Annotated in this window: 25 protein-coding genes; 15 read left to right on the top strand and 10 right to left on the bottom strand. The window is 73.1% G+C overall.

The features are described from left to right. Positions 1–32: 32 nt before the first annotated feature. A complete protein-coding gene (locus ACH4PU_RS33105; protein WP_398280622.1) occupies positions 33–509 on the bottom strand; it encodes a hypothetical protein in 477 nt (158 codons plus the stop codon). 354 nt (positions 510–863) lie between these two features. Between ACH4PU_RS33105 and ACH4PU_RS33100 the strand changes: the two genes are divergently transcribed. Beyond that, a complete protein-coding gene (locus tag ACH4PU_RS33100; RefSeq protein ID WP_398280619.1) occupies positions 864–1,193 on the top strand; it encodes a hypothetical protein in 330 nt (109 codons plus the stop codon). Between the two features lie 76 nt (positions 1,194–1,269). Here the strand turns inward: ACH4PU_RS33100 and ACH4PU_RS33095 are convergent, their stop codons facing one another. The 3 genes from ACH4PU_RS33095 to ACH4PU_RS33085 form a co-directional block, all read right to left on the bottom strand. After that, positions 1,270–2,130: a GNAT family N-acetyltransferase gene (locus ACH4PU_RS33095; RefSeq protein WP_398280616.1), complete on the bottom strand. Its 861-nt coding sequence runs from the start codon at positions 2,128–2,130 to the stop codon at positions 1,270–1,272. A 44-nt stretch (positions 2,131–2,174) separates the two neighbouring features. Beyond that, positions 2,175–3,626 carry an amino acid permease gene (locus tag ACH4PU_RS33090; protein WP_185941044.1) on the bottom strand — a complete coding sequence of 484 codons (1,452 nt, stop codon included), beginning with the start codon at positions 3,624–3,626 and terminating at the stop codon, positions 2,175–2,177. A gap of 210 nt (positions 3,627–3,836) precedes the next feature. After that, positions 3,837–4,796: a hypothetical protein gene (locus tag ACH4PU_RS33085; protein WP_398280772.1), complete on the bottom strand. Its 960-nt coding sequence runs from the start codon at positions 4,794–4,796 to the stop codon at positions 3,837–3,839. 432 nt (positions 4,797–5,228) lie between these two features. Between ACH4PU_RS33085 and ACH4PU_RS33080 the strand changes: the two genes are divergently transcribed. The 4 genes from ACH4PU_RS33080 to ACH4PU_RS33065 all read left to right on the top strand — a co-directional run bounded on the left by ACH4PU_RS33080 (position 5,229) and on the right by ACH4PU_RS33065 (position 8,138). Then, a complete protein-coding gene (locus ACH4PU_RS33080; RefSeq protein WP_004938510.1) occupies positions 5,229–5,393 on the top strand; it encodes a hypothetical protein in 165 nt (54 codons plus the stop codon). Positions 5,394–5,422: 29 nt separating this feature from the next. After that, positions 5,423–5,941, top strand: coding sequence for an RNA polymerase sigma factor (locus tag ACH4PU_RS33075; RefSeq protein ID WP_398280613.1), 519 nt, complete (start codon positions 5,423–5,425; stop codon positions 5,939–5,941). After that, positions 5,938–6,642, top strand: a complete 705-nt coding sequence (locus ACH4PU_RS33070; RefSeq protein WP_398280610.1) for a hypothetical protein — start codon at positions 5,938–5,940, stop codon at positions 6,640–6,642. Before ACH4PU_RS33075 ends, ACH4PU_RS33070 begins: the two co-directional genes overlap by 4 nt. 353 nt (positions 6,643–6,995) lie before the next feature. Continuing rightward, entirely contained in the window at positions 6,996–8,138 is a 1,143-nt protein-coding gene (locus ACH4PU_RS33065; protein ID WP_398280608.1) for a hypothetical protein, read from the top strand. 154 nt (positions 8,139–8,292) lie between these two features. Here ACH4PU_RS33065 and ACH4PU_RS33060 read toward each other — a convergent pair whose 3' ends face one another. The 3 genes from ACH4PU_RS33060 to ACH4PU_RS33050 form a co-directional block, all read right to left on the bottom strand. Next, positions 8,293–9,231: a M56 family metallopeptidase gene (locus ACH4PU_RS33060; RefSeq protein WP_398280605.1), complete on the bottom strand. Its 939-nt coding sequence runs from the start codon at positions 9,229–9,231 to the stop codon at positions 8,293–8,295. 150 nt (positions 9,232–9,381) lie between these two features. Next, on the bottom strand, positions 9,382–9,990 hold the full coding sequence (locus ACH4PU_RS33055; protein ID WP_398280602.1) for a DUF5134 domain-containing protein: 609 nt from the start codon (positions 9,988–9,990) through the stop codon (positions 9,382–9,384). Between the two features lie 160 nt (positions 9,991–10,150). Further along, positions 10,151–10,543 carry a VOC family protein gene (locus tag ACH4PU_RS33050; RefSeq protein ID WP_398280599.1) on the bottom strand — a complete coding sequence of 131 codons (393 nt, stop codon included), beginning with the start codon at positions 10,541–10,543 and terminating at the stop codon, positions 10,151–10,153. A gap of 80 nt (positions 10,544–10,623) precedes the next feature. On the opposite strand from ACH4PU_RS33050, the gene ACH4PU_RS33045 reads away from it, so the two are divergent. The 4 genes from ACH4PU_RS33045 (at position 10,624) to ACH4PU_RS33030 (ending at position 14,716) form a co-directional block, all read left to right on the top strand. Further along, a complete protein-coding gene (locus tag ACH4PU_RS33045) occupies positions 10,624–11,190 on the top strand; it encodes a GNAT family N-acetyltransferase (RefSeq protein ID WP_398280596.1) in 567 nt (188 codons plus the stop codon). Between the two features lie 207 nt (positions 11,191–11,397). Continuing rightward, entirely contained in the window at positions 11,398–12,804 is a 1,407-nt protein-coding gene (locus tag ACH4PU_RS33040; protein WP_398280593.1) for a DUF6421 family protein, read from the top strand. Positions 12,805–12,863: 59 nt separating this feature from the next. Beyond that, entirely contained in the window at positions 12,864–13,637 is a 774-nt protein-coding gene (locus ACH4PU_RS33035; protein WP_398280769.1) for an SDR family NAD(P)-dependent oxidoreductase, read from the top strand. A gap of 11 nt (positions 13,638–13,648) precedes the next feature. Continuing rightward, positions 13,649–14,716, top strand: coding sequence for a threonine aldolase family protein (locus ACH4PU_RS33030; protein WP_398280590.1), 1,068 nt, complete (start codon positions 13,649–13,651; stop codon positions 14,714–14,716). A 226-nt stretch (positions 14,717–14,942) separates the two neighbouring features. Here the strand turns inward: ACH4PU_RS33030 and ACH4PU_RS33025 are convergent, their stop codons facing one another. Beyond that, the gene (locus ACH4PU_RS33025; RefSeq protein WP_398280587.1) at positions 14,943–15,671 is read right to left on the bottom strand and encodes a lysophospholipid acyltransferase family protein; all 729 of its coding nucleotides are present in this window, start codon (positions 15,669–15,671) and stop codon (positions 14,943–14,945) included. A gap of 359 nt (positions 15,672–16,030) precedes the next feature. On the opposite strand from ACH4PU_RS33025, the gene ACH4PU_RS33020 reads away from it, so the two are divergent. From ACH4PU_RS33020 to ACH4PU_RS32995, 6 genes are all read left to right on the top strand, one after another. Further along, entirely contained in the window at positions 16,031–16,381 is a 351-nt protein-coding gene (locus ACH4PU_RS33020; RefSeq protein ID WP_398280584.1) for a TlpA family protein disulfide reductase, read from the top strand. Positions 16,382–16,642: 261 nt separating this feature from the next. Next, positions 16,643–17,149, top strand: a complete 507-nt coding sequence (locus ACH4PU_RS33015; protein ID WP_398280581.1) for a flavin reductase family protein — start codon at positions 16,643–16,645, stop codon at positions 17,147–17,149. 187 nt (positions 17,150–17,336) lie between these two features. Then, the gene (locus tag ACH4PU_RS33010; protein ID WP_004938466.1) at positions 17,337–18,122 is read left to right on the top strand and encodes an electron transfer flavoprotein subunit beta/FixA family protein; all 786 of its coding nucleotides are present in this window, start codon (positions 17,337–17,339) and stop codon (positions 18,120–18,122) included. Positions 18,123–18,171: 49 nt separating this feature from the next. Then, positions 18,172–19,134, top strand: a complete 963-nt coding sequence (locus ACH4PU_RS33005) for an electron transfer flavoprotein subunit alpha/FixB family protein (protein ID WP_398280577.1) — start codon at positions 18,172–18,174, stop codon at positions 19,132–19,134. A 168-nt stretch (positions 19,135–19,302) separates the two neighbouring features. Then, a complete protein-coding gene (locus ACH4PU_RS33000; protein ID WP_398280574.1) occupies positions 19,303–20,559 on the top strand; it encodes a DUF6986 family protein in 1,257 nt (418 codons plus the stop codon). A gap of 156 nt (positions 20,560–20,715) precedes the next feature. Further along, positions 20,716–21,933 carry a GNAT family N-acetyltransferase gene (locus ACH4PU_RS32995; protein ID WP_398280572.1) on the top strand — a complete coding sequence of 406 codons (1,218 nt, stop codon included), beginning with the start codon at positions 20,716–20,718 and terminating at the stop codon, positions 21,931–21,933. Between the two features lie 101 nt (positions 21,934–22,034). Here the strand turns inward: ACH4PU_RS32995 and ACH4PU_RS32990 are convergent, their stop codons facing one another. Together ACH4PU_RS32990 and ACH4PU_RS32985 are read right to left on the bottom strand one after the other, a co-directional pair. Further along, positions 22,035–22,580: a GNAT family N-acetyltransferase gene (locus ACH4PU_RS32990; protein WP_398280569.1), complete on the bottom strand. Its 546-nt coding sequence runs from the start codon at positions 22,578–22,580 to the stop codon at positions 22,035–22,037. 131 nt (positions 22,581–22,711) lie between these two features. Then, the gene (locus tag ACH4PU_RS32985; RefSeq protein ID WP_398280566.1) at positions 22,712–23,617 is read right to left on the bottom strand and encodes a TauD/TfdA family dioxygenase; all 906 of its coding nucleotides are present in this window, start codon (positions 23,615–23,617) and stop codon (positions 22,712–22,714) included. Between the last annotated feature and the right edge of the window lie 23 nt (positions 23,618–23,640).

Genomic DNA, 23,640 nt, shown 5'->3' with positions numbered 1-23,640 from the left:
GTGACCTCTCTCGGCTCGCGGCGGCGGGCGTCTCACCGGCGTGGGCCGGGACCTTCGTCGACGAGATCCTGCCGCATCAGCTCCTGCAGCGCCGACAACGCCTCGTTATAGGCCACTTTGCTGTCCACGTAGGCCGAGTCGGTCTCGCCCGCGCCCTCGATGACGCTGTCCCGGAAGTCGCGGAGGCGGCGGAACGCCTCGTCGGACGCCCGGACGACGTCGGCCGGGGCGGTGATGGCCATCTGGTACCGCAGCCGGATGCAGGGCGCGAACGCCTCCCGGGCGGTGGTGAACCGGTCCGCCGGGTCCATGGCCGTGTTCCGCGCCAGGACGGCCCCGGCGGACCGTGCCTCCGCCAGCCCCGCCAGGTACTCGGCGTACAGCGCGCGCCGTACCGCCACGTCGCGCTCCCCGCGCTCGCGCCGCCAGCGCCGGCGTTCCAACAGGGCGCCCGAGGCGGTCGCGATGACCGCGCCCAGCGCCGTACCGGCAAGACTCGTCCATTCCATTGACGGAACGTTAGTGCGGCTCGTCGGCGTGTACTTCGCCGTCCCACTTCCGCCTCATGGGACACGGCGACAGCGCAGGTCACGGGCTGGGGCGTCCCATGAACACCCGCTTTCCCAGCAGTCCCTGGCGGGGCGGCGGGGCCGGCCGCCAGAGTCGGTGGTGTCAACGGGCGGCGCGGGTTCCCTCCGCGCCGCCGTCCCGCACCACGGGGGAAGGAACCCGAATGACCCACGTACGCAAGCGCGTCGTCCTGACGGCCGCGACCGCCGTCCTCGGCGGCGTCCTCGCCGCGACCCCGTCCATGGCCGCGCCCGCCCGGCGCCGGCGGGGACGCGGCACTCAAGACCACTTGGGTGCACGTCTGGGGTCCGGCGAAGGTCTCGGCCGCCTACCTCAACTCGCACGGCAAGCAGTGGCAGTCGCAGAACTACACCATGCCGCGACCCGCCAACACGGCCCGGGTCAAGTTGCAGTGCTGGAACAACGGCGACGGCGGCAAGGCCCAGGTCGAGATCAGGGACATGACCCTCAACAAGAGGATCGCCACCAGCCGATTCCGGCCGTGCGACTGGAAGCCCTACTACGCCGTGGGCAGCTACTACACGGGCCATCGGATTCGGGTGATGCTGAAGGTCAAAGGCAAGGCGCACACCGTCGACGTCACCGCCGAGCGCGGGTACTGATCCCGGGGTGTCGGCCGGCCGGTCCTCCTCGCGGAGGGCCGGCCGGTTCGTTCCTTCCCCGTCCCTCGGGTGCGCCCTACCCCAGCTCCAGGCTGGTCACCGCGAACGCCCGCTCCGCCGGGGTCCCCGGGACCGGGCCCGCGTACATCCGGATGGAGTGCCAGTCCGTGGTCAGGCCGCGGTCCTCGGCGAGCGCGGTGGCCGCCGTGTTCGGTTCGGGCATGTCGAGACAGACCTCCTCGTCGGGGCCGAGGTGCGCGGTGAGGGCGTCGAAGAGGGCCTCGGCGTCCTCGCGGGTGTCGGCGAAGAGGGGGCCGACGCGGTGGCCGTCCTGGGAGGGGCGGATCAGGCCGTAGCCGGTGACGCGCCCGTCGCGCAGCAGCACCCGGGCGGCGCGGCCGGGGCCGTCGAGCCAGCGGGCGAGGAAGGCGCGGCGCTCGACGGGGAAGAAGCCCCGGTCGTAGGCGGCGACGGCGTCGAGGCGGTCCGGGGTGACGGGGTGGACGCCGGCCGCCGTGGTGCCGCTCCTGGCCGGGCGGCCGGTCCAGCGGAGCGTGCGGTAGGCGGGGACGAACCCGGAGCGCTTGTACGTCTCCTCCTGCTCGGGAACCGCGTCGAGGCCGACCGTCCGGGTGCCCGCGTGCGGGAAGGCCGCGCGCCAGGTGGCCAGGCCGAGGCCGCGGCCGCGCTGTTCCGGGGCCACCAGGTAGAAACCCAGGAAGGCGTAGTCCGGACCGTGGTTGACGACCGATATGGCGGTGACGATCCGTCCGTCGAGCCGGCCGGTGAAGAAGCCCTCGGGGTCGGTGGGGAGGAAGCGGTCGGCGTCGCCGTGTCCGGGGTTCCACCCCTCCTCGGTGGCCCACGCCACGACCTGCCGCCAGTCCTCGGCCGAGGCGGTGGTGACGGTGAGTTCGGCTGCGTCGATGGGGTGCATGGTGCTGGAGTTCCTTCCGGTGTGTACGTCGGGTGGTGCGGGCGTCAGATGAGGTCCATCGCCGCCACCTCGTCCGGACTGCCGTAGCTGACCGGCCCCTTGAAGCGCCGCCGCGCGGACGCGAACCACCACACCGTGGCGATCAGCAGGACCACGCCCAGCGCGATCGGCGCGTAGTTGAAGGACTCGGCGGTGATCGGGGACGCCTGCGGCAGCATGAAGAGCAGGTTACTGATCACGATCCAGGCGACGGCGACGAAGGCCACCGGCCGTCCGAACCGGCCGAGGTGCCACGGGCCGGGCTCGAAGTCCTTCAGCCGCAGCCGCAGGAAGATGGGCACACCGTAGGCGAGGAAGAGGCCCACGACGTTGACGCTGACGACGGCCGTGAACGCGACGTGCGACCACCAGCCGGGGATGACGAGCACCAGGGCGCAGGCCGCCGCCAGCCACACGGCCTTGACGGGCGTGCGGGTGCGGTCCGAGACGGAGTGCCACAGCCGGGAGCCGGGCATCGCGCCGTCGCGCGAGAACGCGAAGATCTGCCGGGTGTTGCTGGTCATGTTGGCGAGCCCGCAGAAGAGCATGGCGCCGATGACGAGCAGCAGGAGCAGCTTGGCCGTGGTCAGCCCGAGCGCGTCGATGAGGATCTGCACCGGCGGGGCGGAGGCGGCGGCCTCGGAGGCGTAGTCGCGGACGGCGTACACCAGGGCGAGCACCAGGACGAGGCCGGTGAGGGCGGAGCAGGCGATGGCCCGGATGATGCCGCGGGGCGCGTTCACCGTGGCCCGGACGGTCTCCTCGGACATGTGGAAGCTGCCGTCGAAGCCGGTGAACGTCCAACTGGTCACCAGCAGGCCCAGCATTCCGGCGTAGACCGCGTTGGAAAAGCCGGTGTTGTTGACGAAGTGGGTGGCGAACGAGGCCGACTGGTGCTCGGAGGGCACGGTGATCAGGCAGGTGACGATGACCACCAGGCCGATCAGCAGCCACCACACGGAGATCCGGTTGACGATGGCGACCAGCCGCACGGTGTAGGTGTTGGCCAGCGCCTGGATCAGCAGGATGACGGCGGTGATGCCGACGGTCTGCTGGGCCGTCGGCTCGTACGACGGCCATTGCAGGGCGACGAACGACTGGATGAAGGTGGCGGCGGCGAAGTCGGTGGCGGCGGTGCCGCCGACCTGCCCGATGAAGTTGAGCCAGCCCGTGTACCAGGACCAGGCGCCCTTGTGCCGCTTGGCGAGCTTGCCCGCGGAGAAGTAGAGCGCGCCGCTGGTCGGGTAGGCGGAGGCGATCTCGGCCATCGAGGCGCCGACGAACAGCACCATGACCGAGACGCCGATCCAGCCGAAGACCAGGATCCGGGGCCCGCCGGCGTTCATCCCGAAGCCGAAGGAGGAGAAGATCCCGGAGAGGATGTTGATGATGGTGAAGGAGATGGCGAAATTGTCGAACGCCCGGAATCTGCGCGTGAGTTTGCGCGGGTAACCCATGGCGTGCAGCGTCGCGTCGTCGTCCATCGCGACGTGGGCGGCCTGCCGGTGGGCTCGGGCGTGAGCGGGTGAGAAGGACTCCGACACGGACAGCGGCTTTCTGCGAGGGGACGGGTGGACGGGGCAGGACGCCGGGCGGCTCACGCGACGTCCGGTGGCGCGGGTGGTGCGGGTACTCGCCGTGGTGCACGTGGTGCGGCCCGGCGGCCGTCAGGGCGAGCCGGGCGCCGGCAGTCCGCACCGCCGGCGGGCCTTGCTGAGCTGTTCCTCCGGGCTGCCGAAGACGCTCCACGGCATGCGGGACGCGTAGGGGCCCATGGTGGTGAAGACCGTGCGGGCCTCGTCGAGGCAGCCCGCCATGGAGAGCGCGTGCGCAAGGTAGGCGAGGTCGAGGACGGGGGTGAACCGGTACCCGGGCACCTCGGGGAGCCACCGCGCGTAGACCTCCAGCGCGAGCGTCCGCCAGCGGCGCTGGCCCCAGGCACGGTCCGCGAACGGGTCGACGCGCGGGTCGTAGTCCTCCACCAGCGTCACCAACGGCAGCAGCCGCAGGGGGGAGTTGGCGGGGGCGCGGTTGGCCAGGAACTCGGCCACGTCCCAGCGGGCGCTCGCCGAGCCGCCGTGCCGGGCGAAGTAGAAGGAGAGGAAGCGGTGGTGCGCCTCCCGGTTCCACGGGTCCAGCGTCAGGGCCCGGGAGAACAGCGACCACGGGCCGGACGGCGCGGTGAGCATCCCCGGGGGAGCGGGGTCGCGGACCCGCCCGGTGCGGGCCAGCGCCAGCCGGGCCACCCAGGGGGTGGGGTCCTTGGGCGCCATCTGCGCGGCCTGGTCGCAGGCCGCCTCGGCGATCCGGAGCAGGGACGCGGTCCTGCGGTCCCGGATGTCGGCCATCCGCAACGCCCGTAACATCGCCACCCGGGCCCACAACAGGGCGGCGTCCGGGCCGGGTTCCTCGGCCAGCCAGCGCTCCGCGAAGTCCGAGTCGGCCGCCATGGAGGCGAGGACGAGCGACCGGTGCGCCCGCGTCGCGAAGTCGTCCCGGACGTCGTGCAGGACCGCGTGGGCGTTGTGGTACCGGCCCGCCTGCACCTCGACGCACGCCTGGGCCAACTCGTGGTCGTCGGCGGCCGGATGCCATACGTACCGACCTTCGAACGAGCCAGCGACCATGCTCACCTGCCACCCTGTCGCATCATCGGGACGCGTCCCGCCGGGACGCACCGCACCGGATCCGCACCGCACCGAAGTCGCGCAACTCGCCCGAGCCGGACGGCATCCGGAACCCGCGCGTGGTCGGACGCTCACCGGCCGTGAACCCCACCCTACTCAGGACGGCCGCCTCCCGAGAGGCATCCGGACGATCCAATCCCGCATGCTTTCGATTTTTTGTCACCTCCGACAGCTGGCGGAGGGTAACCGGAGTGAAACCTTCCGTAAGACTTTACGTTGGTCCGATGCACGAAACCCCCCTGTGGAACGCCATTACCGGCGAAGGGGAAGAGAGCGCGCCACCGCGACGCCTCCCCGTGCGGCACGGCGGACTCGGCAGCGGCCCGCCGGGCCCGGTACATGATCAAAACGACCGGAGGGACCACCAGTTCCGTGAACCCACATCACACGGCCGACCTGTTGAGCGCGGCGGTCTTCGCACGCGTCTTCGGCAGTGACGCCCTCGCCCTGCTGCGCCGCGCCGCCGCCGCCGGTGTCCGCATCGGCATCAGCGAACTGCGCCGCGGCCCCCGCGGGCGGCGGGGAGGCGAGAGGTGACGGCACCCTCCCGAGCGAGTACGTTTCCCGTGACCGGACTGCCCGCCGACTACCGGGCGTTCCACCAGCTCTACCGCGCCGCCTACGTGCACTGGGCCGAGCTCTACCTCGGCAACCGCCACGACGCGGAGGAGGCCGTCGACCAGGCCTTCGAGGACCTGTACTTCACCTGGGCCGAGGTCCTGAGAACCGAGAACCCCAACGCCTACGCCTGGGCCGTGGTCAGACACCGGACGATCGACTGCGCCCGGGCGCGCGGCCGCCGTCCCACCGTCATCGACACCGCGGCCTTCGAGACCAGCGCGCTGCGGCACGCCGTCGACCCCATCGGCGAACTGGAGCAGAGCCTGTCCGTCTACAAGGCGATCTGCGCCCTGCCGGCGCGCCAGCACGACGTCATCGTCCTGCACTACTGCCTCGGCTACAGCGTCCGGGAGACCGCCGACATCATGGGCATCACCGAGGGCGGGGTGCGCTCCACCGCCCGGCACGCCCGCCACCGCCTGTACGACGCGCTCGGACTGGAGAGAGAAGAGGAGCACCGGTGACCGGAACACTCGACCACGTGCTGGCCAAGGCCCGGCTCGACCCGCGCCCCTACCCGAGCGCGGAGGTCGACCGTGCCGAGGCCCGGCTCGCCGTCCGGCTCACCGAGCGCATGTGGCACGGCGCCCTGTACTTCGACGACCAGATGGAGCCCGCGCGCACCGCCGCCGTCCGCGCCGCCCAGCGCAACTACCTGCCCCACCGCGCCTTCTACCGCCAGTTGCGCAGCCTCTGCAAGACCGTCGTCGCCCACGACCTCCACAAGCTCGGCGCCCTCCTCGCCGACCGCCTCCTCGAACCCGAGGGCGCCCTCGTCCTCGGGTGCGTCCTCCAGCTCGCCGACCGCGAGGACAGCGCCCGCTTCTGGTGGCAGTTCGGCGCCGGGGCCGACGACACCGGCGCCGCGTGCTGCCTGTACCTGCACCACATGGCGCTCGGCGAGCGGCGGGAGGCGGAGCTGTGGCGCCGGCAGGCGGGGCTGGAGGCGTTGATGCCGGAGACTCCGGAGGAGATCGACCGGAACGATCTCAACATGGCGCTGCAGATGCTGGACGGGTTGCGGGAGGGGGAGGGGTTCTCGCCCGCGGCGACGGCGGTGATCGCTTACGTGCCGGACGCGCTCGGGTTCGTCGAGGAGGTCGATCTGCCGCTGCCGCAGCCGGACTTCCCGGAGCGGATCGGGGAGTTGACGGCGGTGTGCTGAGCCCCTCCCGGAGCGGGGGTGGCTCGGACGCGCGGTCAAGGTGGCCATGACCAGGCAGTCGTTCGGGCGAAGTCCGGTCAGCGTTGGTGGGCGGCGTTCACGCGGGTGAGCGGGTTTGCGGTGCTGGGCGGCGGATTCCGGCGAGGTACGACGGGTCTCCGCGTCGACCGCTGTCGGGCGGGTGTGCGGACAGGGGGCGGGAGTTCGGGTGTGAGGTGCTGATCTCCGGTCGGGTGTTTTGACTGCCTGTTCATCGCACCGGTACCTCTCGTGGCCCCTGGACAGGCCCGAGAGGAACCGCCATGAACGTACTGCCGCATCGGGAACGCGGAGGGGGCCGACGTGCCCGGTCCGTGGCCCGCACTCTGTTCGCCGCGAGCCTGCTCGCCGCGAGCCACCTGGGCGGGCAGGCCGCCACCCCCGCCCAGGCCGCTCCGCAGCACGGCCGGGCGTTGTTCGACAAGCCTTCACTCAAGGACATCCAGTCCTGGAAGGTGCCCAAGGGCGTGACGGCCGTCACGGTGTCGCTCTGGGGCGGTGGTGGTGCGGGCGGCAGCGGCGCCGGGGGCGGTGGGGGCGGCGGCGGTGCCGGCGGCGGGAACCCGGGCCCCACGTCCGGTGGGGGCGGCGGTGGAGCGGGCTCCGGGGGTGGTGGCGGCGGTGGGGGAGGCGGCGGAAGCGCGGGCGGGTTCATCAAGTGTCACACCACCGGCCTGAGGGCCGGCCAATTCCTCGTCGTGTGGCCGGGTTTCGGCCGGAGCGTCGGACACGAAGGAAAGGGTGGTGGCGGCGGGAAGGCGGGTGTGGGCGGAGGCAGCGCCTTCGGCGGCGGCACCGACGGGCGCGACGGCGGCCCTGGTGGTGACGGCCAAGCGGCTGTGGTCGGTAGGGCGAACCTCTCCCAGTCCTGGGTGGCGACCGCCGGAAAGAGCGACGCCCGGATCGTCCAGGCACCCGAAGGCGTAGACGGTGTGCCCGGCAAGGGCGGTGTGCCCGGTCGGCACGGTTCGGGCGGTTACAACGGCCACACCAGCGGCGGCTACTCCGGTGATGGCGGCAACGAGACGGTCGGAGGGCCGGGAGGGTCCGGCGGCCGGTTCCGGGCGGAGGACCGGTTCGTCTGCGACACCCCCTCGGGCAAGCCCGCGCTCCCCGTCGAAGTCCTGAACGGCGCGGACGGGAGCGGTGGGAAGGCCGGCGGCCGGGGCGCCTTCGGCGGTCACGGCAAGCCCGGTGGTTACGGAGGGTCGGCGTTCGCCGGTGGTTCGAACGGGGCCGGGGGCGGCGGTGCCGGTGGAGCGCACGGCCGGCGCTACGGCAGCGGAGGCAGCGGCGGCAGCGGCGGACACGGAGGTCACGGCGGCGCCGGCGGACAGGGCGGCAGCGGTCGGAAAGAGCACCACCAGGACACCGAGAGCGGCGAGGCGGGCTCTTCCGGCACGAGCGGGACCAAGGGAAAGAGGGGCGGGGACGGGGCCGTTCTCATCGAATGGTGACCGGCCCCTCCGGGAGCCGCTCAAGCGCCGGACGGACCGATTCAGCCCGTCCGGCGCTTGAGGACGAGCGGCGGAGCCGCGACAGCGGGGTCTGGGGCGCAGCCCCGGGAAACGGTGAAGGGGTGGGGCCGGGGCACGGCTCCGCCGCAGGCGCCTACCCGAGCGCCCGCAACCCCGGCACGAACGTCACGAGCACCGGCACGAACGGAACCAGCGCCGCCGTGGCGGTCAGGCGGAGGCGGCGGGCCGGGGTGAGCCGGGGGGCCGGTGCGAGCAGTCGGTCCACGCGGCCCGGCAGCTGGGACGTCCGGGCCGCGCAGGGGTCGAACACCCCCCGGTCCTCGTTGAGTTCGACGAGCGCGAGCGCCGTCGTCAGACGCCCGAACCGGCGCGACGCGACATCGTCCGCGGCCAGTTCCACCAAATGGTGCACCCGGTCGCGGAAGGCGGCGAAGACGGGCACCTGGGGGAAGCCGTTGGCGAGCGCGGAAGAGCAGTGGAGCAGCCAGTCGTGGCGGGCCCGGACGTGGCCCTGCTCGTGGGCGAGGAGCGCGTCGAGCTGGGAGTCGTCGAGCCGGCGCAGCGCGCCGGTGGTGATGACCAGCTGCGGGGCGGGACCGCCGCGCAGCAGCCACGCGTCGGGCCGGTCGGACTCCAGCAGCACCAGCCGCTCGCCGCCCGGCTCCTCGCCGGGCAGCCGCGGCGAGCGGACGAGGAGGCCGGCCCGGCGCCGCCGGCGCCGGGCGCGGGCGCCGCGGATCTCGCGGGTGAGCATGGCGGCCGTCCAGACCGCCCCGCAGGCGAGCACGACGGCCAGGGGCGCGGCCAACGAGCCGTAGCCGCCCAGGGCGTACGCCTCGACCACACCGCTCGGCGCGGGGGCGAACACATTGCCGCGCACGGCCTCCCAGGCCGCCGCGGCACTCAGGGCCATGGCGAGCGCGCAGCACAGCAGGACGGCGGCCACCACGCACTGCCACACCCACAGGGCCAGCACCGGCTCCCGGTCGGGCCAGTCCGCGCGGGCCAGGAAACGGGGGGCGAGCGAGGCGAGCAGCGCGCCGAGGGCCAGCAGCGCGAGCGGGACGAGCATGGGTGGGCCTTCCCTCGGATTCGTCCACGGCGGCGTGGAGTCCTGTGGGTCCAGTGCTGGGGCAGACAGTAGTGGACCTACGCATCCGCGTGCAGGGGCGGGACCTACGCCTTTTGGCCGAGGGCTCGGCCTAGGGCTCCCATGCGTCCCTCACATCGTCAGCAGCATCGCCAGCATCCCTATCCCCATGGAAACCCGGCAGGCGCCGGTCAGTTCCAGCCGGACGCGCGGCAACGGCGGCGCGGTCATCCCCGGAGACGTGCCGGGCGGAGCCGCCCGCGCCGCCGGTACCGGGACGATCGCGGCGAGCGTCCGCACCACGTACACCGCGAAGTAGACCAGCAGCAGTCCCGTCAACAGCGGTGTCCCGGCCGGGTGATGGCCTTCGCCGTGGCCCGCTCCGCCCGCCCCGCCATGGCCACCCGCCGGTGTCCCCGCCATGGCGAGCGCCATGTAGACCATCGCGAACGCCCCTACCGCATGGTGCAGTCGGTGGGCGTCGGCGCCGCGCCGGGCCGCCACCAGCGCGTGCACTCCCGCCGCCGCGAACAGCGCCGCGAACGCCACCGCCCCCCAGGGCCGGCCCGCCGGCACCGTCACCGGGGCAGCCATGGCCGCCATGCCCAGCCCCATCACCGCGTCGCCCCGGGCGGCCCGGCGCTCCCCCGCCGCGCCGGACCGGGCCCGGTGCAGGCAGTACACGCCCGCCGCGGTGCCCACGACCACCAGCAGCCACCCGACCAGCGGTGGACCGTGCACGCCCCACCTCCTCGGACGTCCCCGACGTGCGCTTCCCCTGGGCAGAATGCCCGCGCCGAGGGGTTCGTACGGGAGCGCACGGGCGCAGGGCGGGGGCGCGGTGGTACGGGCGCGCCCCTCGCTGGGTGGCCGGAGGGCCCGAACGCCGTTGCGGCGCGCGTCAGATGCCCGGCCGGTACCGCAGCGGATGCCCCTCCGGCACCTCCACCACCGCGATGCGCACCCCGTCGGGGTCGGCGATCCACATCTCGATCAGCCCCCAGGGCATCCGCTCCGGTGGCCGCAGGATCCGCACCCCGCGCTCGCGCAGTTCGTCGTGCGCCGCCGCCGCGTCGGCGACCTGGAGCCACAGTTCCAGCCCCGGGGCCGGCGGCGCCTCCGCGCGTCCGGAGAGTTCCAGGAAGCCGCCGCCCAGGAAGTAGACGGTGCCGCGCTCCTCGCCCGTGCCGAACTCCCGGTAGACCGCGAGGCCCAGCGCCCCGCCGTAGAACGCCCGCGAGCGCTCGGGATCGGTCGGTCTCAGCAACACCCTGCCGCTCAGTACGTGCACCATGCCGTCCGACTGTACGCACCGGCCTGCGGTTAGTCTCGGGAGCGACCGCACCGGACACAGGAGAGGACCCCCGGAACGCCATGGAAGCCATGGAGACCGCCCGCCCCGGCCAGGACCGGCCCGTGATCCGCGCCGCGACCGCGGCCGACGTCCCCGCGCTCGTTCCCCTGATCGAGTCCGCCTACCGAGGGGACGCCAGCCGCGTGGGCTGGACCACGGAGGCGGACCTCCTGGACGGGCAGCGCACCGACGAGGAGGGCGTCACGGCCGTGGTGACCGCCGAGGACGGCCGGGTGCTGCTGGCCGAGGACCCCGGACAGGCCGAGGCCCCCGCCGCCTGCTGCCACATCGAACACCGCGGCGAGCACGCCTACTTCGGCATGTTCGCGGTCCGCCCCGGCCTCCAGGGCGCGGGGCTCGGCAGGGTGATGCTCGCCGAGGCCGAGCGGGTGGCGCGGACCGAGTGGGGCGTCCGCGAGATGCACATGACGGTGATCCGGCAGCGCGAGGAACTGATCGCCTGGTACGAGCGGCGGGGCTACCGGAGGACCGGGAAGATGGTCCCCTTCCCGTACGGCGACGAGCGCTTCGGCATACCGCGCCGCGCGGACCTGGAGTTCGAGCTGCTGGTGAAGGAACTGCCGTAGCCCGCCTCCCGTGACGGACGGCTGCCGGACGCGGACGCTCCGCATCCGGCGGCTCGCGGAGGTCTCCCGCATTCGGCAGCCTCCGACAGGAAAAACGTCGGCGGCCCCCCGGGGCCCGCAGGATAATTTGCAGCAGCACCCCTTGAGGAGGAGAACCACGCATGGATACGGTGTCTTAACGCCAGGTTCTCCAGGGAAGGGGTTGTCATGACGGAAATTCTCGCGTCAAGGGCGATAGCCGCCGACGAATCGTCCGAGGCGTCCGTGGAGAGCGTCACCGGGCACCCCGCCTGGTCACAGCTCAAGGACGCCGTCGAGACGATCAGGCCGTGGCAGTCCGCCGACGGCTCGATCGACCTGGAAGCCGACGGCGCCCCGCCGGGCGAGCTCGTACGGGCCGAGGTCGAGCGCGTCGTCGCCGCCGTCGAGCAGCTCTCGCCGCTCCTTCCGCACGACGCCGAGTACCACGCCGCCCTCGTCTCCGACCTGCGGAAATGGGCGGACGCCGGCTTCGCCGTGCCGGACTTCCTGGACTCGCTGCTCGCCTTCCGCCCCGCCGAGCGGCGCGTCGACGGCCGGCAGCACCTGGTCGTCTTCCCCATGTACACCCAGAACGGCAACCCGGACCGCAACCTGGAGGCCGTCGTCCTGCGCCTCGTGTGGCCCGAGTGGCTGTCCGAGCTGGAGCGCACCCGCTACGACAACCCCCTCTTCCTCGGCATCACCTTCGAGGACTTCACGGCGGGCTATGACACGAACTCCGCGGTCCTCTTCCCGGAGACCATCGCCGTCCGCGAGGCCCCCGACCGCTTCACCTGGGGCGGCATCTTCTGCGACCGCGAGGCCGCCCGCTTCCGCCGGGTGACCGAGGCGGCCGTGGACATCCTCGGCCTGGAGCTCCCGGACGACATCGCCGCCATGCTGGACGACCAGGAGCGCTGCCAGCAGGCGTTCGTCCTCTGGGACATGGTCCACGACCGGACGCACAGCCACGGCGACCTGCCGTTCGACCCCTTCATGATCAAGCAGCGGCAGCCGTTCTGGATGTACGGCCTGGAGGAGCTGCGCTGCGACCTCACCGCCTTCAAGGAGGCCGTGAAGCTGGAGGCCGACGGCTACGCCCAGGGCCGCGACGTGCAGTACGCCGTGCTCTTCGACCGGATGTTCCGCTTCCCCGTCACCGGCGAGCGCGTCCGCAACTACGACGGCCTCGGCGGCCAGCTCCTCTTCGCCTACCTGCACCGGCACGACGTCGTACGCTGGACGGACAACACCCTCCACATCGACTGGGACCGCGCCCCGCGGGTCACGAACCAGCTGTGCGGCGAGATCGAGAAGCTGTACCGCGACGGCATCGACCGCCCCAAGCTCGTCCACTGGCTCGCCGCCTACGAGCTCGTCTCCACGTACCTGGCCCCGCACCCCGGCTCCACCTGGGCCAAGGGCCCCGACGCCCTGGACCTCAGCCTGCCGCCGCGCAAGCTCGTGGACGACGTGCTTCCGGACGAGTTCCCGCTCAGCATGTTCTACGAGGCCCTTGCCAAGAAGCTGCGTACCGTGATCGCCTCGACCAAGGGGATCACCGCGGCGAGCGTGGCGAAGGTGGCCGCGTGAGCACCGGAGACAGCGTGGTGGACACCGAGAACAGCGCGGGGAACGAGGAGGCGAAGACCATGAGCACTCCGACCAACGGCGACGGCCGGCTGGACGGCGCCGTCGTGGCGGTGGCGGGAGCGGCCGGCCCGGCCGGCCGCGCGGCCCTGCTGCGGCTGGCCGAGGCGGGGGCGACGGTCGTCGCCGCCGACGCGGACGCGGCCCGCCTCGCCGAGGCGGTGGACGCGGCCCGCTACGCCCACGGCGGCGCCACCGTCATCGGCGACACCGTCGACCTGCTCGACCTGGACGCCACCCGAGCCTGGGCCGACCGCACGGAGAAGGAGTTCGGGCGCGTCGACGGCCTGGTCCACCTGGTGGGCGGCTGGCGTGGCTCGGCCACCTTCGCCGAGACCGACCCCGCCGACTGGGAGCTGCTGGAGAAGCTGCTCATCCGTACGGTCCAGCACACCTCGCTGGCCTTCGAGGGCGCCCTCAACCGCAGCGGCAACGGCCGGTACGTGCTGGTCAGCGCGGCCGGCGCGAGCAAGCCCACCGCGGGCAACGCCGCGTACGCCGCCGCCAAGTCGGCGGCCGAGGCGTGGACGCTGGCCCTGGGCGACGCCTTCCGGAAGGCCGGCGGCGACCCCGCGGAGGGCGGTGGCCCCTCCGCCGCCGCCACCATCGTGATCATCAAGGCCCTGGTGCACGACGCCATGCGCGCCGAGCGCCCCAACGCCAAGTTCGCGGGCTTCACCGACGTCAAGGACCTCGCCGAGGCCATCGTCGGCGTCTGGGAGAAGCCCACCTCGGAAGTGAACGGAACCCGTCTGTGGCTGACTCCCCACACGTGAGCGACCCGCACGTGAGCGAGACCGACGCGATACGCCGGCACGACCCCCGGGTCCGCGGCTTCGCCAGTGACAACTACGCCGGCGCGCACCCGGAGGTCCTCGCGGCCCTCGCCCTCGCCAACGGCGGCCACCAGATCGCGTACGGGGAGGACCAGTACACCGAGCACCTCCAGGAGGTGTTCCGCTCCCACTTCGGGCCCACCGCCGAGGCGTTCCCCGTCTTCAACGGCACGGGCGCCAACGTCGTCGCCCTCCAGGCGGTGACGGAGCGGTGGGGCGCGGTGATCTGCGCCGCCTCGGCCCACATCAACGTCGACGAGTGCGGCGCGCCCGAGCGCGTCGGCGGGCTGAAGCTGCTCACCGTGCCCACCCCGCACGGCAAGCTCACGCCCGAGCTCATCGACCGCGAGGCGTGGGGCTGGGACGACGAGCACCGCGCGCAGCCGCAGGTCGTCTCGATCGCCCAGACCACCGAACTCGGGACCTGCTACACCCCCGAGGAGATCCGGGAGATCTGCGACCACGCCCACGAGCGGGGCATGAAGGTCCACCTGGACGGCTCGCGCGCCGCCAACGCCGCGGCCACGCTGGGCGTTCCGCTGCGCGCCTTCACCACGGACGCCGGTGTCGACCTGCTCTCCTTCGGCGGCACCAAGAACGGGCTGCTGTTCGGCGAGTGCGTCGTCGTGCTGAACCCGGGCGCGGTCAAGGCGATGAAGCACCTGCGCAAGCTGTCGATGCAGCTCGCCTCCAAGATGCGCTTCGTCTCGGTGCAGTTTGAGGCGCTGCTGGCCGGCGACCTCTGGCTGCGGAGCGCGTCCCACGCCAACGCGATGGCCGCCCGTCTCGCCGAGGGTGTCCGGGCCGTCGACGGCGTCGAGGTGCTGCACCCCGTCGAGTCGAACGCGGTCTTCGCGCGCCTGCCGCGCGAGGTGAGCGAGCGGCTGCAGAAGCGGTACCGCTTCTACTTCTGGGACGAGGCGGCGGGCGACGTCCGCTGGATGTGCTCCTTCGACACCACGGAGGACGACGTGGACGCGTTCGTCCAGCTCGTCAAGGAGGAGACGGCGCGGGGCTGACCCGGCGCCGGGAAACGGCCGAAAGGCCCCGCACTCGGGAGAGTGCGGGGCCTTTCGCGGTCCTGTCCCGCCTCGTTTCGGGCGCGGCGGTGTGTGTGGTGTGTGTGGTGTACGTGGGGGAGCGGGGCTGTGTGGCGTGCGTGGGGGAGCGGGGCGCCCAAGGGGCGCCCCGGCGCCTTGCCGGGCCCCTGGCGGCCCTCCAGCGCCCCCCGGAGCCCCGCGCTCCTTAGACGCCCTCCAGCGCCGCCACCTGTGCCGGCGTCGGGGCCGTCCCGCCCAGGTGCGCGGGCACCCACCACGTGTCGTCCGGCCCCTTCGGCCGCACCGGGTACGCCCGCTGCGCCGCCTCCAGCAGCTCCTGCACCCGGGCCCGCAGCCGCTCGGTGACCTTCTCGGCCGGCTCGTCCGGGTCCGCCTCGACGGGAGCCCCCACCCGGATCGCCACCGGTATATGGCTGCGCCCCAGGTTCCGCTTGCGTCCCTTGGTCCACAGACGCTGCGTGCCCCACAGGGCCATCGGCAGCAGCGGGACCCCGGCTTCCTGCGCGAGCCGCGCCGCGCCGGTCTTGAAGGTCTTCAGGGTGAAGGAGGGCGAGATCGTCGCCTCAGGGAACACCCCGATGATCTCCCCCGAGCGCAGCGCCGACAGGGCGTGCTTGTACGCGTCGAGGCCCGCCGAGCGGTCGACGGGGATGTGCTTCATCGCCCGCATCAGCGGCCCCGACACCTTGTGCCGGAAGACCGACTCCTTCGCCATGAAGCGCACCAGCCGCTTCGCCGGGCGGGCGGCGAGGCCGCAGAAGACGAAGTCGAGGTAGCCGATGTGGTTGCTCACCAGCACGGCCCCGCCGCGCTGTGGCACGTGCTCGGTGCCCTGGACGTCGAGGCGCAGGTCGGCGGCCTTGAACATGGTGCGGGCGACGCCGATCACCGGGGGGTACACGAGCTCTGCCATATCGGTCCTTCGGGGGCCTGGGGAGGATGCTCCCGCTGAAGTTACGCAGCCGTAGGGTGGCGGCTTCCGGCAGATCGTGCCCGAATGTCCGGCCCGCAAGCCAGTCGGGGGCGGTTCTCGGCCGGGAGATCCTCATCACGTCGCCCGATATGCCGGATTGGGTGGGGAGGTGGCGGGGATTCCGGCGGGAATTCCTCCCCCACGGGCGGTGCTGGACGGAGGGACGGAACGCCGCCGCGGGGCAACGGCGTCGAACGGGATAACGGCGTCGAACGGGACGACGCGGGCGGCCGGATCCGCGCGACAAGGCGCGGCACGGCTCGACAAGGCGCCACACGGCGCGACAAGGAGAGAAAAGAGTGCGGCACCAGACAGAAGGGCGAGAGGCCGGCGCGCCGCGGCTGGACGCCGCCGCGCTCGGCGCGGAGCTGGGCGAGCGGGCCACCCTCGTGCAGTTCTCCAGCGCGTTCTGCCAGCCCTGCCGGGCCACCCGGCGGGTCCTCGCCGACGTCGCGGACATGGTCGAGGGCGTCGCCCACGTCGAGATCGACGCCGAGGCGCGGCTCGGGCTCGTCAGATCCCTGGACATCACCGCGACGCCGACCGTTCTCGCCCTCGACGCCGGCGGCCGCGTCGTGCGCCGCGCCGAGGGCGAACCGCGCAGGGCGCACGTCATCGCGGCGATCGGGGCGGCCGTGGAAACCACGTGACGCGCAGGGGGACCACCTGACGCGCGTCGGCGCCGCCCCCGTCGATGATCGTGATCCGAGTCCCATCCGCCCGGCGGCCCTTGACGCCGCTCGCCGCGCCTCGCCAAGGTGACGCCATGTGGCCTGGACTTCTCTCGCAGTTAGACACGTACGTGGACGTACCGGTGGCAGCCGGCGCGCGCTGTCCGAGCCCGTGAGTGTCCTCGACCGCACCACTCCGGCTCGATCAGCTCGACTTGTTCGACATGAAGGGGACAGCCCATGTCGGTCTCGCCCGACCTCAGCACCCTCCGCGCCGCCGGCCCCGAGCTGCTGCGCTCGGTCTTCCGCCGGCACGCCGCCGGCGTGGCCGTGATCACCGCACAGGGTGACCGCCCCGTCGGATTCACCGCGACGTCCCTCACCTCCGTGGCCGCCGAGCCCCCGATCGTCTCGTTCGGCGTCGGCACCGGCTCGTCCAGCTGGCCCGTCCTGGCCGAGACCGAGTACGTCGGCGTGCACATACTCGGCGAGCACCAGCGGGAGCTGGCCGCCGTCTTCGCCCGCAGCGGCGCCGACCGCTTCGCCGCGCCCACCCGGTGGCGCGCCGGGCCGGAGGAGGTGCCTCTGTTGGAGGGTGTGCTGGCGTGGCTGGTGTGCCGGGTGGTGGCCCGGGTGCCCGCCGGTGACCACTGCCTCGTCCTCGCCGAGGCGGTGACGGGCGAGGCCGCCGGCACGGGCCGTCCCCTGCTCTACCACCAGGGACGCTTCAACGGTTTGCGGGACTGAGACGTCCCTGCCCCGCGCGTTGGGCACATCACAGGTCAACGGCCTTGCGCTCGGGTAATACGCTCGATGTACTGACGAGTAACATTCCGGTGCGGGCATCACCAGCCCCGCCCGGGGTCCGCCCCCCGAGGCGCCTATGCTGCCTGCCAAGGCAGCTTTGAAGAGACGATGCAGTAGGAGAGCCGGCGTGAGCTTGAGGATCGTTGTCTGTGTGAAGTACGTGCCCGACGCCACCGGCGACCGGCACTTCGCCGAGGACCTGACCGTCGACCGCGACGACGTGGACGGCCTGCTCTCGGAGCTCGACGAGTACGCGGTCGAGCAGGCGCTGCAGATCGCCGACGAGGCCGATGACGCGGAGATCACCGTGCTCACCGTCGGCCCGGAGGACGCCAAGGACGCGCTGCGCAAGGCGCTGTCCATGGGGGCGCACAAGGCCGTCCACGTCGAGGACGACGACCTGCACGGCACCGACGTCATGGGCACCTCGCTGGTGCTCGCCAAGGCCGTCGAGCACGTCGGCTACGACCTGGTGGTCTGCGGCATGGCCTCCACCGACGGCGGCATGGGCGTCCTCCCGGCCCTCCTCGCCGAGCGCCTGGGCGTCCCGCAGGTCTCCCTGCTCTCCCAGGTCGCGGTCGAGGACGGCAAGGTGACCGGCCGCCGCGACGGCGACGCCGCCACCGAGCAGCTGGAGGCCGCCCTCCCGGCCGTCGTCTCCGTCACCGACCAGTCGGGCGAGGCGCGTTACCCCTCCTTCAAGGGCATCATGGCCGCGAAGAAGAAGCCGGTGGAGTCGCTGGACCTGTCCGACCTGGGCATCGAGGCGGACGAGGTCGGCCTCGACGGCGCCTGGACCAAGGTCGACAGCGCCGCCGAGCGCCCGGCCCGCACGGCCGGCACGATCGTCAAGGACGAGGGCGAGGGCGGCAAGCAGCTCGCCGAGTTCCTCGCGGGCCAGAAGTTCGTCTGAGCCCGGAACCCCGCAACCGCCCTCACACTTCCCGCAGGAGAGCAACGCCATGGCTGAAGTCCTCGTCTACGTAGACCACGTGGACGGCGCCGTCCGCAAGCCCACCCTCGAACTGCTCACCCTCGCCCGCCGCATCGGCGAGCCCGTCGCCGTCCACCTCGGCGCCGGCGCCGACGAGGCCGCGAAGGTACTCGGCGAGTACGGCGCCGTCAAGGTGCTGACCGCCGACGCCGCCGAGTTCGCCGACTACCTGGTCGTCCCCAAGGTGGACGCCCTCCAGGCCGCGTACGAGGCCGTCAACCCGGCCGCCGTGCTCGTCCCGTCCTCCGCCGAGGGCAAGGAGATCGCGGCCCGCCTCGCGCTCCGCATCGGCGGCGGCCTCATCACCGACGCCGTCGACCTGGAGGCCGGCGACGAGGGCCCGGTGGCCACGCAGTCCGTCTTCGCGGCCTCGTACTCCACCAAGTCCCGCGTCACCAAGGGCACCCCGGTCATCACCGTCAAGCCCAACTCCGCCGCTCCCGAGGCCGCCCCGGCCGCGGGCACGGTCGAGCAGCTCTCCGTCGCCTTCGGCGAGCTGGCCACCGGCACCAAGGTCGTCTCCCGCACCCCGCGCGAGTCGACCGGCCGCCCCGAGCTGACCGAGGCCGCGATCGTGGTCTCCGGCGGCCGCGGCGTCAACGGCGCCGAGAACTTCCCGCTGATCGAGGCCCTGGCGGACTCGCTCGGCGGCGCCGTCGGCGCCTCCCGCGCCGCGGTGGACGCCGGCTGGTACCCGCACACCAACCAGGTCGGCCAGACCGGCAAGTCGGTCTCCCCGCAGCTCTACATCGCGGCGGGCATCTCCGGCGCCATCCAGCACCGGGCCGGCATGCAGACCTCGAAGACGATCGTCGCCATCAACAAGGACGAGGAGGCGCCGATCTTCGAGCTGGTCGACTACGGCGTCGTCGGCGACCTCTTCGAGGTCGTCCCGCAGCTGACGGACGAGATCAAGGCCCGCAAGGGCTGATCCCTCCGGGGTTCGTGACAGGGCTCCCGCGCGCGGCGGCGTGCGGGGGCCCGTCGCGTTTCCCCGGGGTGTTGACCGCCGGACGGGGACACGGCTAGCTTCGACTGGCTTCAACGAACTGTTGAACTCCCGGCGTGGATTGGCGGGTGGGGCCCTGTGCACCGGAGCGTGACGACGACCTTCGACAGCACGCTGACGGACCGGCTCACGGCCCGGCTGGCCGGCGTGGACGCGGACCTCGCGCGCCGCTACCCCGGCGACCCGGGCACCCGGCAGCCGGTGCACACGGTCTACGTCCCGGCGGACGCCTTCGCGGCGGACACGGTCCGTACGTGGGGCGAACGGGCGCTGGCGGCCCTCGACGAGCACGCGCCGGACGCGGAGGCGCTCTCCGCCGCGCTCGGCCTGGACACCACCGCCGTCCACGACCGCGTCCGGGCCAAACTCGCGCGGGAGCCGGTGGAGGACCTGCGCATCGACTTCGAGGACGGCTACGGCCGCCGCTCCGACGCCGAGGAGGACGAAGCGGCGGCCCGGGCGGCCGAGTTGACGGCGGCGTCGGTCGCGGACGGCAGCGCACCGCCGTTCACCGGCATCCGCGCCAAGTCCATGGAGGCGGCGGTACGGGACCGGGGCGTCCGCACCCTCGACGTCTTCCTCACGGGCCTCATGGCGAGGGGAGGACTGCCCGCCGGGCTCGTCCTCACCCTCCCCAAGGTCAGCCACGCCGAGCAGGTCACGGCGATGGCGGAGGTGGCGGGGGAGTTCGAGAAGGCGCACGGCCTGGAGGCGGGCCGGATCCGCTTCGAGGTCCAGATCGAGACCACCCAGGCCGTCCTGGGCCCGGACGGCCGGGCGACGGTCGCGCGGCTGCTGGACGCGGGGGAGGGCCGGGTGAGCGCCCTGCACTACGGCACCTTCGACTACAGCGCCGCCTGCGGGATCGCCCCCGCCCACCAGGCCCCCGACCACCCGGCCGCCGACCACGCCAAGGCCGTCATGCAGGTCGCGGTGGCGGGCACGGGCGTCCGCCTCTCCGACGGTTCGACGAACGTCCTCCCGGTGGGCCCGCGCGAGCGGGTGCACGCGGCCTGGCGCCACCACCACGCCCTGGTCCGGCGGGCGTTGGCCCGCGCCTACCACCAGGGCTGGGACATGCACCCCGCCCACCTGCCGACGCGGTACGCGGCGGTGTACGGCTTCTACCGCGAGGGCCTGGAGCCGGCGGCGGCCCGGCTGGCCGCGTACGCGCACGGCGGGACGGCCGACGGCGGTGCCGTCCTGGACGAACCCGCCACGGCCCGCTCCCTCGCCGGCCACCTTCTCCGCGCGGTCGACTGCGGCGCGGCCGACATGGCGGAGGTCGCCCGGCTGACGGGCCTCACCCGCCCGGAACTCGACGCACTGGCGGGCCGCGCGGGGTGAGGCCGCGAGGGCAGTGACGCGCACGGCTGCGCTTGGGCGGCGTCCACTCGCCTTCGTGTCGGCCGCCGCCGGACGAGCCCTGACGGGCTGTGAGCCGGGTTACCCCGGACTCGAAATCCCCGGCGCCGTGCGGGCCCGGGTACCTAACGTCCGATCATGAACACTCTGGAATTCCGCCGGATCCCCGAGGCGCACCTCGACCGTGCCCTGGACCTCACCTACCTCGCCTTCGAGGAGTCCGCGGACGCGGAACGGCGCCGGCGTCACCGGGAGACGCTCCTCGGCGCCGAGCGTGTCGGCGCCTACGACGGTGACGACCTGGTCGGCATGCTCGCCGCCCGCCCACTCCTGTTGTCCGTCCCCGGCGGCGAACTGCCCTGCGCCGGTGTGACGTTCGTCTCCGTGTCGCCCGACCATCGAGGCCGGGGCGTCCTCAGGGGACTGATCGACGAACTGTGGAGCCGCTGCCAGGCCGCCGGGCAGCCGCTCGCCGCGCTCTGGGCCGCGGACGCCGGCCTCTACGGCCGCTTCGGCTTCGGCGCCGCCACCCACGTCTACGGAGTCGAGATCGACTCCGACCGCCCGCTCGCCCTGCGCATCGAGCCCGCCGACCTCCCCGTGCGCTTCGTCGAACCCGAGGACGCCCCCGCCGTCCTCGCTCCCCTCCACGCCGCCCACCGGGGCCGCCGCGCGGGCCGCGTCGCCCGCGACAGCGCATGGTGGCGCACCCGCACGCTCCCCGAGATCGAGGACGACGCGCCGCACCTCAGCCCGCCCCGGGTCGTCACGCTCGGCACACCGCCCGTGGGCTACGCCGTCTATCGCACCGGCGACGGCCGCGACGTCCCCGGCACCCCCGACGGCATCGTGGCCGTCTCCGAGCTGGAGGCCGACACCCCCGAGGCCGCCGCGGCGCTCTGGTGCCACCTCGTCTCGATCGACCGCACCGAACGGGTGCGCGCCTGGGGCCGGCCCCTGGACGACCCGCTGCTCCACTTCGCCGCCGACCGCGACCAGGTCCGCGTCACCCGGGAGATACCCGCCCTCTGGCTGCGTGTCCTCGACGTTCCCACCGCCCTGAAGTCCCGCTCCTGGGCCGTTCCCTGCGACCTGGTCCTGGAGATCACGGACTCCCGCCCCGCGGAACGCCTCCGCCTCACGGCGGGGCCCGACGGCGCCACCGTCGCCCGCACCGACGAGGCCCCCGACCTCGTCTTCGACGTACGCGAGCTCGCCGCCTGCTACCTCGGCGGGACGGGACTGCGGGACCTGGCACGGGCGGGCCTGGTCACCGAGCACACGCCCGGGGCCGTGGCGCGGCTGGACGCGGCGTTGCGCACGGAGTATCCGGCACACACGGTCGACGAGTTCTGAAAGAACGTCCTGTCCCGGCGGAGGTGCCGGGGCATGGGGTCGCCTGACGCGCCGCGCAGGTTGCGTGGCCGCCGGGCCGCGTGACGGCACCCCGGCCGCCGTCACCCCTCCCGCGACACCCGCCGCTGGAACCAGGCCACGTCCCAGAACCGCCCGAACTTCCGCCCCACCTGCTCATACACCCCGACGGGCCGGAACCCGAAGCGCTCGTGCAGCCGCCGCGACGCGTCGTTGGGCACGGTGATCCCGGCGAGCGCCATGTGCACGTCCTCCCGCTCCAGCACCTCGAAGAGGGAGGAGTACAGCAGCCCGCCGACACCGTGCCCCACGTGCTCCGGTGCCACGTACACCGTGGTCTCCACCGACGTCGCGTAGGCGTGCTTCGCCCGCAATGCGCTGCTGGTCGCGTACCCCAGCAGCTTCCCGCCCTGCTCGGCCACGAGCAGCCGGTGCGGCCCGGAGTCGGGGTGCTCCAGTAGCCAGGGGCGCCGCCCGTCCACGGTGAACGGCTCGATGTCGAAGGTGATCGGCGTCTCGACGACGTAGTGGTTGTAGATCCGGGTCAGCTCTTCGAGGTCGTCCTCGGTGCCGGGCCGGATACGGGTGTCCGGGCCGTCCGCCGGGTGGTCGTTCGTTCGTGCACTCACCCGTCCGACGGTACGGGACCTTCGTTACGCCGTGGTTTCGCCGGTGGGACGTTCGCGGAGCCACCTCCTCCAGGTCGTCTTCCGCGGGGACCCGACCGCGTCGCACCAGATGCCCGGGTCGGGTACGGCGCTCAGTTCGCCGGAGCGGGCCCGGGCGTGGCGGGAGGCGCGTCGCAGTCCACCCACAAGCGGACCAGGCACCTACGGGCCTGCGGGTCGGGCGAGTCGGTGAAGGCGGTGCGGCCGTGCAGCACGACGGCGTTGTCCAGCCAGAGCAGGTCTCCGCGGCGCAGGGGAACGCGCAGGACGGTGCGCGGGTCGGACAGGATCCGGTCGACGGCGTCGAGGGCCGCCCGGTCGTCGGGGGCCAGGGGCGCGCCCGCTTCGTGATGGGCGCGTTCGATGCCGCGCCGGTTGTAGTGCACGCGCAGGTCGGCACCGTGCCGCCGGAAGACGGGGCGGCGCCGGTCGAAGCCGGGTCCCCGGCCGAAGTGGAAGTCCTGGTAGAGGCGGGGCAGGGCCCAGGGGCTGTCGGCGAGCAGCCTGTTGTGCACGGTGTGCCCGCTGGCCAGCAGGGTCTCCCCGCCGTGTGCCGCCTGGCGCACGCACAGCAGCCCCAGCAGCCTCGGGGGGTGGGGCGCCGGGGTGCGGTCGGTGTGCAGGGTCAGGGCGAGGTCGGTCTTGCCCAGCCCGGCGTCGCCGGTCACGGTGACGAGGTCACCGGGGTCCTCCGGCCTCACCGCGCCCAGGAAGGCCGCGAGTCGCCGGCACGTCGTGGCGCGCTCCCGGTCGGTGCGGCCGGCCACCGGAAAGCCGCGGATCACGACGAACCCGCGGCCGCCGCGCAGGCGTTGCGTGACATGCGTGGCCAGATCCGCCAGGGCCGCTTCCTCGAGTTCCCTACCGGATCCCATACCGCCGCCGCGGCCGTCGAGTGCGTGCGAGAGGTCGGGCGGCAGCGGGAGCAGCCACTCCTCCTCGCCGAGGGTGTGGCCGTTCCACGCCGTGAGTGCTTCGACCGGGGCGGGCTGGGTCATCCGCTCACCTTTCCGCGACGGCT

The organism is Streptomyces sp. NPDC021100 (assembly GCF_044333095.1).
GTDB lineage: Bacteria > Actinomycetota > Actinomycetes > Streptomycetales > Streptomycetaceae > Streptomyces.
This window is presented reverse-complemented; position numbering and strand designations above follow the sequence as displayed.

Coding starts and splice junctions, on each gene's coding strand:
- ACH4PU_RS33105 (WP_398280622.1), bottom strand. CDS start 509: ATGGAATGGACGAGTCTTGCCGGTACGGCGCTGGGCGCGGTCATCGCG.
- ACH4PU_RS33095 (WP_398280616.1), bottom strand. CDS start 2,130: ATGCACCCCATCGACGCAGCCGAACTCACCGTCACCACCGCCTCGGCC.
- ACH4PU_RS33090 (WP_185941044.1), bottom strand. CDS start 3,626: ATGGGTTACCCGCGCAAACTCACGCGCAGATTCCGGGCGTTCGACAAT.
- ACH4PU_RS33085 (WP_398280772.1), bottom strand. CDS start 4,796: ATGGTCGCTGGCTCGTTCGAAGGTCGGTACGTATGGCATCCGGCCGCC.
- ACH4PU_RS33060 (WP_398280605.1), bottom strand. CDS start 9,231: ATGCTCGTCCCGCTCGCGCTGCTGGCCCTCGGCGCGCTGCTCGCCTCG.
- ACH4PU_RS33050 (WP_398280599.1), bottom strand. CDS start 10,543: ATGGTGCACGTACTGAGCGGCAGGGTGTTGCTGAGACCGACCGATCCC.
- ACH4PU_RS33045 (WP_398280596.1), top strand. CDS start 10,624: ATGGAAGCCATGGAGACCGCCCGCCCCGGCCAGGACCGGCCCGTGATC.
- ACH4PU_RS33040 (WP_398280593.1), top strand. CDS start 11,398: ATGACGGAAATTCTCGCGTCAAGGGCGATAGCCGCCGACGAATCGTCC.
- ACH4PU_RS33035 (WP_398280769.1), top strand. CDS start 12,864: ATGAGCACTCCGACCAACGGCGACGGCCGGCTGGACGGCGCCGTCGTG.
- ACH4PU_RS33025 (WP_398280587.1), bottom strand. CDS start 15,671: ATGGCAGAGCTCGTGTACCCCCCGGTGATCGGCGTCGCCCGCACCATG.
- ACH4PU_RS33015 (WP_398280581.1), top strand. CDS start 16,643: ATGTCGGTCTCGCCCGACCTCAGCACCCTCCGCGCCGCCGGCCCCGAG.
- ACH4PU_RS33005 (WP_398280577.1), top strand. CDS start 18,172: ATGGCTGAAGTCCTCGTCTACGTAGACCACGTGGACGGCGCCGTCCGC.
- ACH4PU_RS32995 (WP_398280572.1), top strand. CDS start 20,716: ATGAACACTCTGGAATTCCGCCGGATCCCCGAGGCGCACCTCGACCGT.
- ACH4PU_RS32985 (WP_398280566.1), bottom strand. CDS start 23,617: ATGACCCAGCCCGCCCCGGTCGAAGCACTCACGGCGTGGAACGGCCAC.